Annotated in this window: 18 protein-coding genes and 1 pseudogene; 14 read left to right on the forward strand and 5 right to left on the reverse strand. The window is 32.9% G+C overall.

The window, feature by feature from the left end; translation table 11 throughout:
- The 5 genes and pseudogenes from ACXAHM_RS11095 to ACXAHM_RS11115 all read left to right on the forward strand — a co-directional run.
- Positions 1-129, forward strand: a pseudogene (locus tag ACXAHM_RS11095) (IS256 family transposase); the annotation flags it as partial.
- A 222-nt stretch (positions 130-351) separates the two neighbouring features.
- A complete protein-coding gene (locus tag ACXAHM_RS11100) occupies positions 352-729 on the forward strand; it encodes a hypothetical protein (protein WP_474960512.1) in 378 nt (125 codons plus the stop codon).
- A gap of 12 nt (positions 730-741) precedes the next feature.
- Positions 742-1107 (forward strand): hypothetical protein, encoded by a 366-nt coding sequence (locus ACXAHM_RS11105; RefSeq protein WP_474960513.1) that lies wholly within the window; start codon positions 742-744, stop codon positions 1105-1107.
- A 135-nt stretch (positions 1108-1242) separates the two neighbouring features.
- Positions 1243-1716, forward strand: a complete 474-nt coding sequence (locus ACXAHM_RS11110) for a DoxX family protein (RefSeq protein WP_474960514.1) — start codon at positions 1243-1245, stop codon at positions 1714-1716.
- Positions 1717-1783: 67 nt separating this feature from the next.
- Positions 1784-3718 (forward strand): hypothetical protein, encoded by a 1935-nt coding sequence (locus ACXAHM_RS11115; protein ID WP_474960515.1) that lies wholly within the window; start codon positions 1784-1786, stop codon positions 3716-3718.
- Positions 3719-3776: 58 nt separating this feature from the next.
- On the opposite strand, the gene ACXAHM_RS11120 is transcribed toward ACXAHM_RS11115, so the two are convergent.
- On the reverse strand, positions 3777-4739 hold the full coding sequence (locus tag ACXAHM_RS11120; protein ID WP_474960516.1) for a helix-turn-helix transcriptional regulator: 963 nt from the start codon (positions 4737-4739) through the stop codon (positions 3777-3779).
- Between the two features lie 241 nt (positions 4740-4980).
- On the opposite strand from ACXAHM_RS11120, the gene ACXAHM_RS11125 reads away from it, so the two are divergent.
- Positions 4981-5589, forward strand: a complete 609-nt coding sequence (locus ACXAHM_RS11125) for an OmpW family outer membrane protein (RefSeq protein WP_474960517.1) — start codon at positions 4981-4983, stop codon at positions 5587-5589.
- A 195-nt stretch (positions 5590-5784) separates the two neighbouring features.
- Positions 5785-7641, forward strand: coding sequence for a PAS domain S-box protein (locus ACXAHM_RS11130; protein ID WP_474960518.1), 1857 nt, complete (start codon positions 5785-5787; stop codon positions 7639-7641).
- A gap of 58 nt (positions 7642-7699) precedes the next feature.
- On the opposite strand, the gene ACXAHM_RS11135 is transcribed toward ACXAHM_RS11130, so the two are convergent.
- Positions 7700-8461, reverse strand: coding sequence for a hypothetical protein (locus ACXAHM_RS11135; RefSeq protein ID WP_474960519.1), 762 nt, complete (start codon positions 8459-8461; stop codon positions 7700-7702).
- A gap of 352 nt (positions 8462-8813) precedes the next feature.
- Here ACXAHM_RS11135 and rpsL point away from each other — a divergent pair, with 352 nt between their 5' ends.
- The 4 genes from rpsL to rpsJ all read left to right on the forward strand — a co-directional run bounded on the left by rpsL (position 8814) and on the right by rpsJ (position 12329).
- On the forward strand, positions 8814-9188 hold the full coding sequence (gene rpsL / locus ACXAHM_RS11140) for a 30S ribosomal protein S12 (RefSeq protein WP_044202330.1): 375 nt from the start codon (positions 8814-8816) through the stop codon (positions 9186-9188).
- Positions 9189-9290: 102 nt separating this feature from the next.
- Entirely contained in the window at positions 9291-9773 is a 483-nt protein-coding gene (rpsG, locus tag ACXAHM_RS11145; RefSeq protein ID WP_044202332.1) for a 30S ribosomal protein S7, read from the forward strand.
- 6 nt (positions 9774-9779) lie between these two features.
- Positions 9780-11918 carry an elongation factor G gene (gene fusA, locus ACXAHM_RS11150; protein ID WP_474960520.1) on the forward strand — a complete coding sequence of 713 codons (2139 nt, stop codon included), beginning with the start codon at positions 9780-9782 and terminating at the stop codon, positions 11916-11918.
- Positions 11919-12023: 105 nt separating this feature from the next.
- The gene (rpsJ, locus tag ACXAHM_RS11155; protein WP_044202335.1) at positions 12024-12329 is read left to right on the forward strand and encodes a 30S ribosomal protein S10; all 306 of its coding nucleotides are present in this window, start codon (positions 12024-12026) and stop codon (positions 12327-12329) included.
- A gap of 77 nt (positions 12330-12406) precedes the next feature.
- Here the strand turns inward: rpsJ and ACXAHM_RS11160 are convergent, their stop codons facing one another.
- Positions 12407-13390, reverse strand: coding sequence for a FecR family protein (locus ACXAHM_RS11160; RefSeq protein WP_474960521.1), 984 nt, complete (start codon positions 13388-13390; stop codon positions 12407-12409).
- 213 nt (positions 13391-13603) lie between these two features.
- Between ACXAHM_RS11160 and ACXAHM_RS11165 the strand changes: the two genes are divergently transcribed.
- Together ACXAHM_RS11165 and ACXAHM_RS11170 are read left to right on the forward strand one after the other, a co-directional pair.
- On the forward strand, positions 13604-14056 hold the full coding sequence (locus tag ACXAHM_RS11165) for a hypothetical protein (RefSeq protein WP_474960522.1): 453 nt from the start codon (positions 13604-13606) through the stop codon (positions 14054-14056).
- A gap of 31 nt (positions 14057-14087) precedes the next feature.
- Positions 14088-16274 carry a bifunctional alpha,alpha-trehalose-phosphate synthase (UDP-forming)/trehalose-phosphatase gene (locus ACXAHM_RS11170; protein WP_474960523.1) on the forward strand — a complete coding sequence of 729 codons (2187 nt, stop codon included), beginning with the start codon at positions 14088-14090 and terminating at the stop codon, positions 16272-16274.
- 545 nt (positions 16275-16819) lie between these two features.
- Here the strand turns inward: ACXAHM_RS11170 and ACXAHM_RS11175 are convergent.
- Positions 16820-17848, reverse strand: coding sequence for an FAD-binding oxidoreductase (locus ACXAHM_RS11175; protein WP_474960524.1), 1029 nt, complete (start codon positions 17846-17848; stop codon positions 16820-16822).
- A 155-nt stretch (positions 17849-18003) separates the two neighbouring features.
- On the opposite strand from ACXAHM_RS11175, the gene ACXAHM_RS11180 reads away from it, so the two are divergent.
- Positions 18004-18612 (forward strand): hypothetical protein, encoded by a 609-nt coding sequence (locus ACXAHM_RS11180; protein WP_474960525.1) that lies wholly within the window; start codon positions 18004-18006, stop codon positions 18610-18612.
- Here the strand turns inward: ACXAHM_RS11180 and ACXAHM_RS11185 are convergent.
- On the reverse strand, positions 18609-19394 hold the full coding sequence (locus ACXAHM_RS11185; protein ID WP_474960526.1) for a hypothetical protein: 786 nt from the start codon (positions 19392-19394) through the stop codon (positions 18609-18611). The genes ACXAHM_RS11180 and ACXAHM_RS11185 overlap by 4 nt on opposite strands.
- Between the last annotated feature and the right edge of the window lie 107 nt (positions 19395-19501).

A 19501-nucleotide genomic window follows, 5' to 3' on the forward strand; every position in this document is an offset into this window, starting at 1 on the left:
GTGCTTAAATTGATCTATTTGGCTCTTAATAATATTAGTAAAAAATGGACTATGCCTATCAATAATTGGGCTTTAACTGTTCAACAATTAAAGATCAAATTTGGGGAAAGAATGCCGATCGATCTTTGATCAGAAAAACACTTTTTGACACAAAAATAAAGCGATACTTCATCTTTGAAAAGGGAAGATAAATTGACTCCTTCGTCGTCACCCTTGTCAAAAATGAAATATCACTTTTAAAATGTATCATAAAAGTTGTTCTTCTTGAAAAAAGAAACTTAATTATGAACTGAGAAAGAAATTAAACTCTGAATTAAAAACGAGACAGCGTTCAGTTTACACTCCCAAGAATTGGGACATACAAATGCAAAATGGGATAGTATTCGGAACTACATAGTAACTACTTTAAATAACGACTCACTTCTTTATCATAAAGGCGGTTGTTATCACTTTGCTACCTCTGTAATCATAAAATCAAAAGTTGGTATTCCTCTAGACAGTTTAGATTATTGGCTACCAAAAACTATTCAAGTCGTTCAAGAAATGGACTTGGAAGAATATACAAAGGCACTTCAAGATTCATCATATTACTTTGTTGACAATTTTTCAAATACTAAACATATTAATATTGAAGTCGAAGATGCACCCGAAAATATAGTATTTGAGGGTATATCATTTGAACAAAAAGATAATTATGTTGAAATTAAAGTAAGTGAATACATCAACTAATTTTATATCCCTATGAAAAGTAGTATTGTTTTAAAAAAGTCACTCCAAGCTTTCCTTATTTCCGTCATTCAATTGATTGTAATAATTGTAGTTCATGATATTACTTATTGGTTATTTCCAATAAACCATCCTACTGCAAACTTTGGAATTACTATTTTTTATTCAATGCTCTTTTTTTCAATTCTTTTATTTGTCTACAATATCTCTATAAGATTAAGACAAAAAAGTAATTATTTATTAGGCTTAACTTTCTTTATTCTCAATTGTATCTACCCTTCTATGGTTTATGATTATAGACCTTGGAGAGTATTATTTTTAATTTCCTTGACTTTGTTAGGATTTATCTCATCTGTTTTAATTTATGAATTCAGAAAATAAAAAGGATAATAAGTTATAGGTATACAATAAAAAGGAAAAATCCACAACCCCTAGGGAATTCTCCACTACTACTAACTAACCTTTCTATATGATATTTGTATCAAATAATAACCTAATAAAATATCATTCACTACAATGCAAACCGAATTAGACTTAAATATCAATAACTCAACAGGCAAGATTTTTCATGAATGTGCCGCAGTCAAAACGATTTCTATCTGTTTAAAAATTATTAGCAGCATAATGATGTTCTATTTTGCTAGTCATAAAATAATGGCTATGCCTGTATCTGTACAAGGATTTACTCAATTTGGAGAGGTATTAAATATCAATGGAATAGGCTTTATGTATTTTACAGGATATACAGAGTTCATCATCGGGCTTCTTCTCTTTATTTCTATCTTTTTAAGAAACAGAATCCACAGAGACCGAGTAGCTTTAGTAGGGTATACCTTACTTTCTGCTACAATGATTGGAGCAATTCTCACGGAATTATACATTAGAACTAACCCTATTAACTTTCTTATCGAACTAGCAGTTGCATTTCTACTCATTAGTCTAATACATAGCTCATTTATTATCAAAAAGTTATTTTTTGAAATCGATTAATAAAAATATGTTATATATAGACTAAAATTAGGCGTTTCCATAATTATAACAATCAAAAAATATAATTATGAAACGCTTTTTATTTTACATCTCATTAGTATTCTCAATCCTTTTTGCTGTTTATTTTACACTAAGAAATAATGTCAATGACCAATTGATGCACATCAAAGGGAAAGTTTTAGCCACTATTCCTCAGCAATATTCGATTAGAGTATTTAAACTAACGAAAGGTATTCCAGTATTTCTTGGTGAAGGTAATACACAGGGAAAAACATTTGGATTTGATCTTAGAGACGACTTCAATAACAATGATGTTTTGTTAGTAGAAGCATTTGATGATGAGCAACTTTCTTTAGTAAGTGTTGTCAAAAAAGAAGCACTTCAAGATTCGATTACCATTAGCCCAATCACTACAGTGGCTACCTCTGCAATTTATGCTCAGTTTATTCACCAAGGAATAATACAAGGAAACACAAAACGATTAAATATTGCTTATTTAAACATTGAAAATCTAGCTGATGTGCATACTGGGTTCTATGGAAAAACAATCTTAAATGGTGATAACTTAACAGAATCCAATACTATGGGACGATTTAATACCATTATTAATTTAATTGACGCTTATAATGAAGGTCATATATCTAAGAAAAACATATTCGATTTATTTACTCTTAACAATGAACATCCAAGAGATATTTTAGATGCTACTGCAATGATGTATAAGCATTCATGGGTCAATAAAAAAGATATTTTTGATGCATTCTCTAAGCTATTCCCTAAAAATGATGATGGTGTAAGAAATAGTACTTACGTGCCATATCTGGAAGAAACACCAAATGATTATGCTTTAATTCTTGAATTTAATGGTGGTGGTATTTATGCTCCAGGTAAGTTAGTGATTGATAAAGAAAATAATATTTGGAGTGGTCAAAATTGGATGCCTGGTTCTGAATCCAATACACTTAGAAATATTGGTGGTGGTGTTATAAAATTAGCACCTAACGGGAAACCTCTTTCACCTGCCATTACAGGTTTTAAAGCACCACAACTAAATGGTGTCGGTTGGGGAACTGGAATTGATTCTTCTAAAATATGGACTTCAAGTTTAAATGGACATGTATATACGATAGAGCAAAATGGTAAAATGACAGAAGCTACAATAAAAGGAAAAGTCGGTAATCTACATGGTATTTATGCTTCTCCAATAAACAATGATGTTTGGATTTGCGATGCTACAATGAATCAAATGATTCGCTTTAAAGGTGGTGATCCCAAAAAGGGGGAAGTCGTAAAAGTTCCTGGTTTAGCTTCTCCATTCTCAGTAGTTGTTGATCATGAAAATAATGTTTGGGTAGGAAATAGTGCAGGTTATTACGTTACAATGTTCAATGGAGATCATCCTTCAGAAACTACAAATTATTTATCTGGAGGTATCTCTGTAAGAGGTTTAGCTATTGATAATAATGATCAGATTTGGGTAAATAATAGCTTCAGTATGAATGTAAAAGTACCAAAAGTAGATCCTTCTTTAAGTATCATGGAACAATTTACTTTACTTGGTAGATATTCAATCAATAATTGGCCATACCATACTTCCAATAAAACGGGAGCAGTAGTACGCCTTAATAAAAATAATCCTAAAAAACCTGCTTGTATTATTGATACAAATAAAGCTCAAATCACAGGTCCTTGGGGTATTACAGTTGATGGAAATAACCAAGTTTGGGATGCCAATTTCTTAGCAGGGAATGTATTAAATATAGCGACAAGTGACCTCCCTGATTTAGGAATGAAAAAAGGAGAATTAATCCACAAATATGTCAGTGGTAATATTCAAGACATTACAGATGTACAAGTAGATTATGTAGGAAATGTATGGATTGCTAATAATTGGGATAATGAAAAAACAGTAGTGGGTTTAGATAATTCTGAAATCAATAGAACAAGAGGTGGAGGAAAAGGAATAAGCGTTATTTATGGAGTTGCTTCACCAAGAATATAAATCTTAATTTAACTACAATCTAACTTAAGAAGGCTAGGTAACTGATCATTTCAGATATCTAGTCTTTATTGTTTTTCAATTGATACTCTTTGGGAGTAATATCAAATTTTTTTCGAAAAGAAGTGATAAAATGACTTGTGCTCGAAAAGCTAAGTTCAGCGGCAATCATGTAAATACTTTTTCTTCCTTCTAGTAGCATAGACCGTGCAGCTTCCAATTTCACATCATTATGATATTTATGAATTGTAATACCAAATGTTTCCTTAAATAAGGCTCTCAGACGACTTGCACTCAGTCCACACTCCCTTGCTAAGACATCAATTGTCAATCCTTTATCCCATCTTGTATTTAATAATGACCTTGCTTTCAATACTGGTTGAGTACTGAATGAGTAATTATTATTTTCATTCAGCATAGCTCTTTCAGATAACTTCTCAAAAAATACAGCAATTAGATGAATTCCTACTGAATGCATCATCTCATTTCTAAATAAAGTCTCAGATGTAATCTCAAAAGACCTCAAGAATAGAGAACCTAATAGTGGAGTAAAGTGGTCTATGACATAAAAGGGTTCATCCTCTTTAAAAATTGAAGATAAATAAGATGACTTTTTAACGTAAGTGAAAAAATAATCCTTTTTCAAACGTACAGAAACAAATCGTATTCTTTTCTTTGGATTAAAATCCCACCAAAGATTCTCAAGATTATTGGTTGTAAAAACTCCATTAATTTTAAAGTCTCTTTTCTCCATTTCTTCTTTCAGTAAATCCATTTCAGCAGCACTGTTACTGTAAGGTTCTTCAAAGAAAATAGGAATGAAATTATCTTCTCCTTCAAAATCATTCCCTCCGAAAGATTTCTGCCCTCTCATTTCAAAATCAAACCGCAAAACATGTATATATTCCTGATGAATAAACCCTTCAATTTTTCCTACTGCTATTCGGTTATCAAACGTTACTGTATTCTCTGATAATTCACCATTGAATATTTCTTTCCAATCTTTTAATATTTCGATTTCCATCAATTCCTATTGTTTATGTTAAGAATAAATTAATCAGGATATCTTATATCAAAAAAAGACATTGAAGGCATTATTCATTCCTCTCAAAAGAATGAAATACAATAGCTATAAATTGATATTTATCTTATTCTTATTTGCTAAAAGGATAAGTTAAAATTTGAAGTATCATAGTGATTTTTTGAAATAGAATAACAATAAAAAGGCGTTTTAACTTCTATAAGCATCATTAAACAATCAAAAAATGAAAAATTTAAAATTTGCTATCTTTTCAATATTGTTATTTTTTGTTGGTCTAACTTCCGTTCAAGCTCAGCAAGGAAATGATATTCTGACATTTACCTATAATATTTCTGTACCTTCTTCTGGAATAAATGATTATATCACTGATGCATCATACAGAGGATTGACCTTAGATTATAGACACTTTTTAAATGATAATGTTTCAGTTGGCATGAGTATGACTTACAATCGATTTAATCAATCAGTGGGTTATCAAACATATCAAAATAATAGTGCTGCGATCTCGGGAGAGGAATTTAGATATAATAATAACTTTAGCACTTTAGCTACGATTCATTATTACCCCACAGTAAATACAAATCTAAAACCTTACGCTGGTATTGGTATTGGAGCATCTGGAAATTATTACACCAAAACTGTTGGTGGAGTTGCTGTATCAGATAAATTTTGGGGTTTTGCAATAGCTCCAGAAGTAGGAGTAATGATTCCAATTTCAGACACCAACTTTGCTTTTAATACGAATGTAAAATATAATTATCAAGCACCTTCAAAAGGCTATGATGCAACAGGATATTGGGGATTCAACTTTGGTATTACAGTAGGTCTTTAATCTACAATTATTCCCTTCTTAAGTAAGAAACTTGAGAAGGGTTTTTAATTTTTATGTACGATTTAAAGATTCACTTTCATAATTTCTTTAATCTTATATTCATGTTTAAACAAATTTGATTTTCAACTAGTACTAACTTAATTTCTATTATTAATTTACCTATTCTAATTTAATTACCTATAAACTATTGCTATTTTGGATACTCAACTTACAATACTCAAAAACCTATCGGAAGCACTAATCATGGTGAATGAGGAAGGCATCATTGAGTTTGCAAATGATGCTTTAACTGATGTTTTAGGTTATAAACCTGAAAACCTGATAGGCAGACCCATGTCAATACTAATGCCTAAGGCTACAGTACATGGTCATCAGGAGAAATTTCATTCTTTTTTCCGAAAACCAAAAACAAGAAAAATGGGAAATACAGATCCCATTAAAATAAAGCATCAAAACGGTACGGAAATCAATGTTGAAATCTCTTTAAGTAGTATAGAAATCAATGATTCGAGAAAAGCAATCGCCATGATTGTAGATATCAATCGATTCTTTAAATATAAAAATCCATTAAGAGACAAGCTTGATCTATACTCTTCATTAATTGAACACAATACAGATCACCTTTTCCAAATTGATCGAAACTTTAAAATTCGTTTTATCAATCATGTTTCTCCTGGTTTATCCAAAGAAGAGGTTATTGGTGCTTCTTTAATTGATTTACTTCCTAGTGAATACACCAAAGACCTGGTAAGAAATAAGTTAAATAAAGTCTTTGAAACGGGTTTGCCTGATGGATATGAGATTGACTTTCCTTCTCCATTAGGGGCTTTACATTATGCTACAACTGTCACGCCTTATATTAAAAATGGAGAAGTATATCGATTAAATTTGATTACAAGAAATGTTACCAATGATTATAATATCAAAAAGGAGCTGCTTGAGCGAAAAACATTTATCGATAAAATAGATCATAATTCTATTAATGGCATTTATATTTTTGATCTAAAAACATCTAGAAATATATATATCAATTCTAAATACACTGACTTACTAGGATACAAAAGAGAAGACCTAGATCGAATGAGTCAAGAAGAATTTATGTCATTATTTCATCCAAACGATCGAGAAAATATTGAAAATCATATTGAAAAAGTCATAAATGCTAAAAGAGGTGATGTTTTTTCAATAGAATATAGATTCAAAACAAAAAAAGGAGATTGGAAATGGTGTTTTTCTCAGGACAGTGGTTTCGAATATGATGAAAATGGAAAAACTACTTCTTTTATAGGTGCATTTATTGATATCAGTAAGACCAAAAAAATAGAATTAGAATTACTTCAGAAAAATAAAGAAATTGAAAACTTTGTTTATCACGCTTGCCATGATATCAAATCTCCTATTAATAGTGTATCTCAATTAATGGATCTTTCAATTACAGAAACTTCTATGAATCAGAAAGAATTTCTGATTGCTCACAAATCAATAAAAAGATTGAAACACTTAGTACTCTCTCTATTAGATTTTGGTAATGACAGCATATTTAAAAACACTGGAACAATTGATATCAATAATTTAGTAGAGCATGTAATCCAAGATTTAAGTGCGGAAATAGAAGCCTCTTCCGCTAAAATAACTATTGGTAACCTTCCTACAGTTTCTTGTTATGAAGTAGGAATTTATAGAGTATTTCTGAATATTATTACCAATGCATTGAAATTTCAATTGAAATCGGTAAAACCAATTATAAAAATTAAATGTCATTCTCAAGTTCAGCACTGGAAGTTTTCAATTAGTGATAATGGTATTGGTATCGATAACGAAAAGAAAGAAGGAATTTTCGATGCTTTTACAAGACTTCACAACTCCTCTGAATACGACGGAAGTGGCTTAGGATTAGCTAATTGTAAAAAAATAATTAATCGACACGGAGGTGATATTTGGGTAGAGAACAATAGAAATGGAGGTTCTACTTTTATATTCACCATTTCAAAAGATCTTGGTAAATCAAAAAAAGCATTGACTATAAAAAATACCGAAAAGGTATCTTCATAAAAAAAGGTGGAAACTTAATGTACAAGTTTCCACCTTTTTCTTTTCAATTTATTTCAAATCAACTTTCAGGGAAAGTGTGTTTCTTTTCATATTCTTTGAAATAGAATTTTGTATTCCTAAACAAGTTGAAGTTCAACGAAACATAAAAAACATTTCCTGAGATTTGATTATAATTTAAAGTTGTCCCCACCATTTGAGATTGATCAGAACCCCAAGAAGAATCAAAGTAATCATTGAGGTAATACTTAAACTTCAAATTCGTTCCGTAAGGGAATTGAATACCTAACATCAAACTATGTTGATAATTCACACGATCTGTGAACCATACAGAAAACTTATCTTCTTTTCTTTCTGAAACAAATGTTTTCTCTTTGTATTGTAATGGTATTTCAAATTCATAACCAGCATATATAAACATACCATGCAGGTTACCTAATTTAAATCCAACTGGAAAACCTAAGTTATAAGATCTTACTTTCTTTCTTACAGGACCATCTAAACTTGGATCTCTATAAGCTTCTGGCACATCAAAAATCATCCCTACATTTCGAATTGAAAGACCACCAAAAAAGCCTAAATGAGGATTGAGGTCTGCATTTACTACAGTCTGCCAGTTAAATACTGGAGCAAAACGCATTACTCCACTATTAATTTCTTGGTCATCAATCTTAAGCCCGGTATTTCCAGAGAACATTATTTCTAATCCCCCGGTAACATATATAGAATTCTTTTTAGCACTTTTTTGATCCTGAGCATTAGCAGTAAAGGTTACTATAAATAAGGCAGAAGTTAGGATAATTAATTTGCGTAAATTGAGCATAATAAAATTTTGTAATGTTGACACTAACAAAGATGTGAAAATAATCATCATTTCACATAATTATGTTAAAGTTAGGATAAAATAATAGTATATCACCTTTAAAGACTACAAAAAAATAGAAAGGTTGCATCCTATTAAAATCTATCACATCTACTCCATAACTCTCTCAAAATTAGAAAATTAAACATTATTAACGCAATTATTAATCAATGATAACAGTCTCATAACAAATTGTTTACATGAACATGTGGAATTAACATAAATAATTGATACCTTTGCCCACTGTAAAATTTTTGCATTCGAGAATTAATAGTATCGAACGTTAGACGCATTTAAATTTAAAGTTAAGTAAATGCCTACTATTCAACAACTTGTTAGAAAAGGAAGAAAGAAGATTGTTTTAAAATCTAAATCTCCTGCATTAGATTCATGCCCTCAACGTAGAGGAGTATGTACAAGAGTTTACACTACTACGCCTAAGAAGCCTAACTCGGCGATGCGTAAAGTAGCAAGGGTTCGTTTGACTAACGGTAAGGAAGTCAATGCTTATATCCCAGGTGAAGGACACAACTTGCAAGAACACTCAATCGTTTTGATTCGTGGTGGTCGTATTAAAGATCTTCCTGGTGTGAGATATCACATCGTTCGTGGAGCACTTGATACTGCAGGTGTTGAAGGACGTGGTCAACGTCGTTCTAAGTACGGTACTAAGAAACCTAAGAAGTAATAGATACCTACTTACTTAAAAAAATTAATTAAAGTCCAAGTCCTGAAGTCAAGACATTTTTGTCAGTAAGGGCATCTCTTAAATTATTTATTCTTTAGAGAAATGAGAAAGGCAAAACCTAAAAAGCGCTACGTATTACCAGATCCTAAATTTGGTGATACTATGGTAACAAAATTCGTTAACAACTTAATGGTTGACGGAAAGAAAAGTATTGCATACAGCATTTTCTACAACGCGTTAGAAATCGTTGAGCAAAAACTTTCAAAAGAAGGCGAAACTGTTGACGCATTAGACGTATGGAAGAAAGGTCTTTCTAACGTAATGCCTGCAGTGGAAGTTAAAGCTCGCCGTGTAGGTGGTGCTACTTTCCAAGTGCCAGTAGAAGTACGTCCAGATCGTAAAACGTCTCTAGGTATGAAGTGGATGATCACTATGTCTAGAAAACGTAACGAGCGTACTATGAAAGAACGTTTAGCTGCCGAAATCATTGCTGCTTCTCGTGGAGAGGGCGCTGCAGTGAAGAAGAAAGACGATACTCATCGTATGGCAGAAGCAAATAAAGCATTTTCACACTTTAGATTCTAATAATCCGTGGCTAAGAAGATCCATCTTTCGCACCAAAGGAACATCGGTATCATGGCTCACATTGATGCTGGTAAAACTACGACTACAGAGCGTATCCTTTATTACACAGGTAAATCTCACAAAATTGGTGAGGTACATGACGGAGCTGCAACTATGGACTGGATGGAGCAAGAGCAAGAGCGTGGTATCACGATTACTTCTGCTGCTACAACCACTACATGGAACTACCCAACTGAACAGGGTAAGGCTACTCCTGCATCTGAAGAGTACAAAGTAAACATCATTGACACTCCTGGTCACGTTGACTTCACAGTTGAAGTAGCGCGTTCATTACGTGTACTTGATGGTGCTGTAGCTCTTTTCTGTGCCGTTTCTGGTGTAGAACCTCAATCTGAAACTGTATGGCGTCAAGCTGATGACTACAAGGTACCTCGTATCTGTTTCATCAACAAAATGGACCGTGCTGGTGCAGATTTCTTAAAAGCAGTAAAAACAATTGAAGAGAAATTGGGTGCAACTCCAGTTCCTTTACAATTACCAATCGGTGCTGAAGAAGGTTTCAGAGGCGTTGTAGACTTAATTACAAACGAAGCTATCGTTTGGAACGAGGCTGACCAAGGCTTTACTTACGAAGTAATCGACATCCCTGCTGACATGGTAGACGAAGTTGCTGAGTGGAGAGAAAACCTTATCGAGGCGGTTTCTACTCACAATGAGGAGTTGATGGAGAAATTCTTCGAAGACCCAGATTCAATTACTGCTGATGAAGTTCGTGCTGCAGTTCGTAAGGCTGTTATGAACATGGAATTCTCTCCAGTAATGTGTGGTTCTGCATTTAAGAACAAAGGTGTTCAAGCACTTCTTGACGCTGTATGTTCTTACTTACCATCTCCACTTGACTTACCTGATACAAAAGGTACTAACCCTGAAACAGGTGAAGAGGAGACTCGTAAGGCAGATGCTTCAGATAAATTCTCAGCGTTAGCATTTAAGATCGCTACTGACCCATTCGTAGGTCGTTTATGTTTCTTAAGAGCTTACTCTGGTACTTTAGAAGCTGGTTCGTATGTATTGAACATGCGTACTGGTAAAAAAGAGCGTATCTCTCGTTTGATGCAAATGCACTCTAACAAGCAAAACCCAATTCCTCAAGTGGAAGCAGGTGATATTTGTGCAGGTGTAGGTTTCAAAGACATCAAAACTGGTGATACTCTTGTTGAGCTTGGTGCTCCAATCGTATTAGAAGAGATGGTATTCCCTGAGCCGGTAATCGGTATCGCTATTGAGCCTAAAACAAAAGGTGACGTAGATAAATTAGGTATGGCTATCGCTAAACTAGTAGAAGAGGATCCAACGCTTACAGTTGAAACTGACCACGAAACTGGTCAAACTATCTTAAGAGGTATGGGTGAGCTTCACTTAGAGATCATCATCGACCGTCTTAAGAGAGAATTCAACGTTGAAATTAACGAAGGTGCTCCTCAAGTTGCTTACCGTGAGGCTATCAAAGGTTCTACTGAACACAGAGAGACTTACAAGAAGCAAACTGGTGGTAAAGGTAAATTCGCTGATATCCAATTCGAACTTAGCCCAGCTGAGCCAGATGAGGACGGTGTTGTTAAGCCAGGTCTTCAGTTTGTTGACGAAATCAAAGGTGGTGTAATTCCAAAAGAATTTATTCCAGCTGTACAAAAAGGTTTCGAAGCAGCTATGGACAATGGTGCTTTAGCAGGTTACCCAATCGACGCTATGCGTGTTCGTTTATTCTACGGTTCTTACCATGATGTCGATTCAGATGCATTATCATTTGAATTAGCAGCTAAATTAGGTTTCAAAGCGGCAGCAAAATCTTGTCAGCCAATCATCCTTGAGCCTATCATGGACGTTTCTGTAGTTACTCCAGATGAGTACACTGGTGCGGTTATCGGTGATATCAACAAGCGTCGTGGTCTTCCGAAAGGACAAGAGATCTCAAACGGTGCAGTTGTAATCAAAGCTGATGTACCTTTATCAGAGTTATTCGGTTATGTGACTGACCTTCGTACTATTACTTCAGGTCGTGCATCTGCTTCATTAACTTTCTCTGAGTACAAAGAAGTACCAAGAAACGTTGCTGAAGACGTAATTGCTGAAGCTAAGAAGTAATTATAAATTGTCAATAATCATAAACATCTGAATCTACAACGGTAGGTTCAGTGTTTATGAAATATATAAACCGCTAGTGGACGGCTAGCAATCATAATTAAAGATATGACACAAAAAATCAGAATCAAGCTTAAGTCATACGATCACAACTTAGTAGACAAATCTGCTGGTAAAATCGTTGAAGCTGTAAAGAAAACAGACGCTGTAGTTGCAGGTCCTGTACCTCTTCCAACAAAGAAAGAAAAATTCACTGTTCTTCGTTCACCACACGTTAACAAGAAATCACGTGAGCAATTCCAACTTTGTACTTACAAGCGTTTAATCGACATCTTCTCGTCTTCTCCAAAGACAGTTGATGCTTTAATGAAGCTTGACTTACCTTCAGGTGTTGACGTAGAAATCAAAGTCTAAGTTTGATTGTCAATCTGAGAAACAAAAAACCACATACATGTCAAATGTATGTGGTTTTTTTATACTAAAATTTGAGTTTAATCTTCGGATTCTAAATTTTGCTGCTCTCGTTTTAGAAGCACTTTTTCTCCTTGCAAAACATAATCGATTGGCAATTTAGCACAGATTGATGTTAATGCAGATTCAATATTGTCATCATTAAAATTACCTGTAAATTGTATTTCCTTAGGTTTAATTTTATGATCTACAATAATCCCGAATTGTTTCTCTAGATCTGAAATTACCATCATTAAGGGAGCATTTTTATAGGCAAATCTACCATCTACCCATTTTGTATGTTTTAAACCTTTATCAATAGGAAGTGGTAAAATTGAATTAAATGTTTTAAGTGTTTTCCCTATTGATAATACATATTGCTTTTTCTCTATACTATGTTCCTCATGATATTGAATATCCACCTGTCCAATATTTGTCAGTTGGAACATGTGTTTATCATCCCTTAGATCAAACTTACTTCCATCCTTAGCATAAACAACTGTTCGGTCTGTTTTCACTTCAAACATGTTGTCTTCATCTCCATCATCATTCACATAAAATTGTGCATGACCATCTAGGTAGATATGACCATCAAATCCAGTCTTTAGAAATTGTATCTGAGAACCTTTCTTTAAAATTGCCACAGAACCATCAGGAAATGTATATTCTAACGTACCATCTTTAGGTGATACCTGAACAATATCATTGGAGAAAAACCATATGGTATAAATACCAACAAACACACCGATCACGGCTGCCACTCTAGTCAAAAAGGTAGACTGCGTTATTCTATCCACAAAATTACTTTTCTCTATTTCAAACTTAGGTTGATTAATTTTATGTTGAATAGCATTCCAAGCGTCATTTTTTGATGTTTTTGTAGAAGGTAGCTTTAAATTATTGGTATAGTCAGCAACTTTTTTTAATAGCTTTTCCTCTTTATCATTATCGTTTGTGGATGATTGAGGAGATTGACTATTTTTATAAGCTTTATTGCCTTTATTTATAAATTCGTCTTCTGACATAATTTTATAGAGCGTAGTTAAACTGATAATAAGGATATTAACATCTATTTACTTATACAAGTATAACTAAAAATACCCTACCTTCTCTAGTAAATCGTTTAGAAAAAATTTTAATTTCATGAAATCATTACATCTTTAAGATTAATAATTGTAAATTGTAGTGTAACATTTTTCAATGTAATTAGGCATACTGCCTACAAATTTTTTAGTAATATGAATGATGTTTGGTTTCAGCTAATACACAACCTTCAACAATATTTATGGTGGTGGATTGGTGGACTTTCTCTTTTTACAGTACTTCTTTGGGTTTATATCTATTTTCCTTTTGAAAGAAAAAAACCTATCAGTGATACAGAACTTGATGACCTCTTTGATGAATTAAAGCAATCAAAAGAGAGTGTACTCAGTGTTCTAGAAAATTATCAAGACATTTTAGATTCCAAAGAAAAAGAATTAAAAGAGTATGACGCTAAAATTCAGAATAGAGAAAATCATCTTTTATTAATATCTGATTTACCAGAAGAAATTGAACTTGAAATCAAACTTAAAGAAAGAGTTCATAATCAAAAAATGCTTCTAATAGGCTCTACCGTAGGTGCGATTATAGGTGGAATAGCCGTAGGAGTTTTTCTTAATTGGGAACGTGTGTTTCAATTTATATTATAATTACCAAATTTTTTAACTAACAAATAATTCAATGTCTAAAAAAACAATTATTGTCTCCAATAGGTTGCCTGTAACCGTCAACAAAAATGAAGACGGAACTTTAGGCTTTAACCCAAGCTCAGGTGGACTAGCAACAGGACTTAGTACCACATATAAACAAGGTGGAAATTTATGGATCGGATGGCCTGGTACTTATGACCATGATGACGATGAAAAAAAACATATAGAAAAAGAGCTTAAAAAAGACAATATGGCTCCTGTTTATTTAACACAGACAGACGTATTGAAGTTTTATGAAGGTTATTCTAACAAAACATTATGGCCTCTTTTTCATTATTTCACGGAATATGCTACCTATGAGAAAGATTTATGGGAATCTTATATTCACGTCAATGAACTATTCTTAAAAGCAATTCTTGAACATGCCGAGCCTGAAGATACTATTTGGGTTCATGATTATCAGTTATTGTTATTACCTGGTATGCTAAGAGAAGCTTTACCAGATGCTACTATTGGCTTTTTTAATCATATTCCTTTCCCTTCTTACGAGATTTTCCGTCTTCTTCCTTGGCGTGAAGAAACTCTTGAAGGTGTATTAGGAGCTGACCTTATCGGTTTCCATACCTATGATGATATGCGACATTTCCTAAGTTCGGTCAATCGTTTATTAGGTTATGACAGCTCATTGGGCCTTGTAAAAGTAAAAAATAGATTAGTTTCGGTTGATGCCTTTCCAATGGGTATTGATTATGATAAGTTTGAAAAAGCTGCTGATTCTGCAAAAACTAAACAAAAGGTGATTGCCTATGGCGACTTGTTAAGTAAAAATAAATCAATCTTATCTATTGACCGATTAGATTACAGCAAAGGTATTAAGCATAGACTTCTTGGTTTTGATACTTTCTTATCAAAATATCCTGAATATCAAGGAGAGGTTTCACTAATTCTCCTCGTTGTTCCATCGAGAGATAAAGTTGATCAATATCAAGCGTTGAAAGAAGAAATTGATACACTTGTGGGTAAGATAAATGGTAAGTATAGTCGTATGAACTGGTCTCCAATTCATTACTTCTATAGATCATTTAGTTTTGATGGTTTATCTGCACTTTACAAAGCCTCAGATGTAGGACTAGTAACTCCGTTAAGAGATGGAATGAATCTAGTATGTAAAGAGTTTGTAGCAAGTAAAACAGATCAACAAGGTGTGCTTATCTTAAGTGAAATGGCTGGTGCTGCAAAAGAACTTTCTGAAGCTATCTTGATCAACCCGAATGATGAAAATCAAATCGTTGAAGCACTGTATACTGCACTTACAATGCCTGAAGATGAACAACGCCTTCGTATGAAAGAGATGCAGAAGAAAGTAAGACGCTACAATGTGCATCGATGGGTAGAAATCTTCATGAATCAACTTGATAATATAAAAGAAAGACAAATGGCTATGAACATGAGATTATTGCCGAAAAAATCTCAAGAAAGAATGCTTGAAAAATATGAAGCAGCACAAAAAAGAATCATCTTTTTAGATTACGACGGAACATTAAAGGGATTTGCTGCTGACCCTCAATCCGTGTCTCCAGATCAAGAATTAAAAGAAATTGTTTCTAACCTAACTAAAGACCCTAAAAATAGAGTTGTCATTATTAGTGGTAGAGATAAAGAAACACTTGAAGCTTGGTTTGAAGGTTTTAAAGTGGATATCATTGCTGAACATGGCATTTGGTTAAGAAGAGGAAATGAAGGTTTCCAAATGATTGATAACCTTAATTCAGATTGGAAATCAAAAATCAGTCGTATTCTTGACAGGAATGTAGATAGAACTCCAGGATCTTTCGTAGAGGAAAAAGCATTTTCGATCGCTTGGCATTATAGAAAAGCAGATGCTGACTTTGGTGATTTAAGAGCCAATGAATTAGTAGGAAACTTAAATTACCTTGTTTCTAACATGAACTTACAAGTGATGCATGGTAACAAAGTAGTTGAAGTGAAAAGCCAAGATGTCAATAAGGGAAAAGCGGCATTAAAATTCTTAGCCGATGATGATTATGATTTTGTTTTTGCGGCAGGAGATGATGTCACTGATGAAGACACTTTCCAGGCATTACCTAAAAAATCATATACAATTAAGGTAGGATTAGGTGCTTCAGCAGCACGTTACAATCTTAAAACGGTAGCTGATGTTAGACAATTGCTTACTACTTTTGGAGCAATACAATAGTTTAATTATTCTTAATTAAAAAAGGCTAGTGTTTATAAACACTAGCCTTTTTTAATTTGTATTTTTCCAAGATTACGAAAATTTATTGGATACGATTATGATTCCTAAAAAAAGGAAAAATACGTTAAGAATTAACCAATTACATAACCAAAAAACAGGCATACCCGTTAGTTCATAATGTAAGGCAAATATTAAAGGTCAGATGAATAGAAGAAGGGAGAAGAGGAGTTGTTAAAACTCATTTGCTTTATTACAGTCGATTAATTAATGTCAGAGGAATAGACCGAAAAGAGACTGTTTACAAATAGATACGAAAAAATATTTTACTAAAAATTTCTATTAAATAGAATAACGATAGTTGAATATTTTCAAAGATATAAGTTTAGCGAAATGAACAGATTGAAGAGGAGTTGAAGTAACCCTTTACCTTGTAGGTAGAGGGTTCTTTTTTTCTTCAATCTTGATGACTCAAAGTAACGAGGAAAATTTTATTATTCCAAGATTCATTAACAAAAAAAAGTAAATAAATATAAATAAGTCAACTACTAGTAGCTTATTTTAACATTTCCACTTAATGGGTGGCTAATGCATGTTAATATGTCGCCATCATTCTTTTCTGCATCCGATAACACAGAAGTATTGCCCATCTCTACACTTCCTGATATACATTTGGCTCTACAAGCTGTACATACCCCATTTTGACAAGAGTAAGGTACGTCCAATCCTTCTTCTAAAGCTGCCTCTAGAATTGTTTGATTTGGAGCTACAAATACACTGTGTTCTTCACCGTCAACAACTAGGGTAATATTTTCTGATGATACCGAATCGCTATGATCATTTCCTGATACTGGTGTGAAACTCTCACTGTAAATCTTTGAAGTAGGCACTTTACTTCTTTTCAAAGCACTTGTAACAGCTTCCATCATACCTTCAGGTCCACATAGATAATGTTCCGAATTAACAAGTGATAATCGATTGATGACATTAATTGCAACAACATCATCAATTCTTCCTGCAAAACCACCCCATTGAGGTGACGGTTGGCTTAAAACATGTACAACTTCTAATCGATCAGAAAATTTTTCCTTTAACTCTTCAAGTTTTTCTTTAAAGATAATCGTATCCTCATTTCTATTGCCATATACTAAAGTTACCTTTGAACGTGGTTCAAAAAACAAACAGCTTTTAAGCATAGAAAATAATGGTGTAATACCTGAACCTGCTCCCCATAAGATCACATGTCTCTCCTGTTCCTTATTCGGTTCATAAACAAATTGCCCCATTGGATCTGTAAACTCTAATGAATCTCCAGACTTAACATTATCATTTAAATAATTCGAAACTTTACCATTTGGGATTCTTTTTACTGAAATATCAATAGTTGCATCCAAATGCGGAGCAGATGACATTGAATATGATCTTCTAAGTTTTTCACCATTTACCTCAGTAATTACGGTTAAAAATTGTCCTGCTTGATACTGAACTTTTTTAAATAATGGCTGTTTTAATTTTATAGTGACAGTGTCAGAAGTTTCATTAACGACTTCTTTTACTTTGAGTGTAAACTGATTCATTGAGTGCTTATTTAATTCATTATTAATTTATGACATAATAATTATAAAAGTAAGGCATTTTTAAATTCTATTAAGCACTTCTCTATTAAGTCTTACAATTTTTATATTATTTTTATATTGTATATCAATCCTCTAATATTCTATCAGCAGTAGTCATGCGGCATTTATTCTTTCTAGTTTTTATCAATTTAATATCCACATCATCATTTGCACAAAAAGCCGATTACATACCTACCAAATATATATTGGAAGTTGTACCTGATACGAGTATGTACATTATTGGAAAGACAAATGTGAATACTTTTGATTGCAATTTTAAAAATGGACTCAAAAGTAATCTCATCTTGACACAGGATATATTTAAGGAATTAGCTGGTGTAGAACATACTGGCTTAGACTTTTGTGTAACTTGTTTTGATTGTGGAATTGCAATGATGAACAAAGAATTCACAGAATTATTAAATGCTGAGAATTACCCTATAATTAGAATGGAATTGTTGTCAATGTATGTTTTTCAAGGCAATGACGGTAAAATCAAAGGGAAAGGTAAAGTTAGCATGACAATAGCAGGAAGAGAAAGAGTAGAGGATATCACCTATATAGTTCCACATCTTGAAGGAAAGAACTTTCAAATTGTTGGGTCAAAAAAAATTAACATCATAAATTATGGACTGACTCCTCCCACAAAGATGATGGGAATGGTCAAAGTCGATAAATTCATTGATGTTAATTTTAATTTCAAGTTTATTGTTGATGATCACTAATAGAGTTCCATACTTTCTGAAATCAATAAAGTCATATCATCATTAGCTTCATAGATAAACCTATATCCGTAATTTCCTTTACCAAAGAAAACAACAATAGCATCTACCTTTTCACCGTCAGTACTTTCTATATCTGATTTTAATTTTTTTATATTAGAGTAATTATGTTTGTCATCAAATGAAACTTTAGTTCTAAATATAAAAGCTTTAGCATTTGCAAACTTTACAAACTTACCTCCATATACATTTTTAGATCTTTCGTAGAAACCCTGCCCAAACTCAGCGAAGTTTCCAGCACCACTCCAGTCGATGGATTTATCCATATCATAGATATCAAAGTAGCTTTTTGGAGATTTATATCTTTTAATAAGGCCTTTATCTTCTAATCTTTTCTCAATTAGAACCTCATTGATTGTCAAAGTCTCTTTAGATTTAAACCTTACATTATAATCCGAATAATCTATTGTGACTTCATCATCTTCCAGATTTTCATCTTCGATTTCTTCCTCATCGTCAATTTCAATCTCTTCCTCTTCAACAACTTCTAATTTATCCAGAACATCAATTTTTTCAATATTCTCTTCTTTTTCAATTTCTTTAGCAGGAATAGGATAATCATCTTCAATGATTTCTTCTTCCTCATCAAAATCCATTTCGTCTTCTTCTTCGAAAAAGTCAAAATTGAAAAAATCATCTTTTGGTGCTTCCTTTTCTGCCTTACTATTTTCAGTGCAAGAAAATACCAATATACTTAGCATAAGAAATAAGTAACGTTTTTTCATCTGGATAAAATCTTCTTTATATTTCGAGCGTAAATCAAAAACTAACTAACATTCAGCTTAACGATGATTCAAGGTGCTCCTTTTTTTAAAATTAATATTGTCTTAAT

It is taken from the genome of Flammeovirga sp. AWQ4_249 (assembly GCF_056161045.1).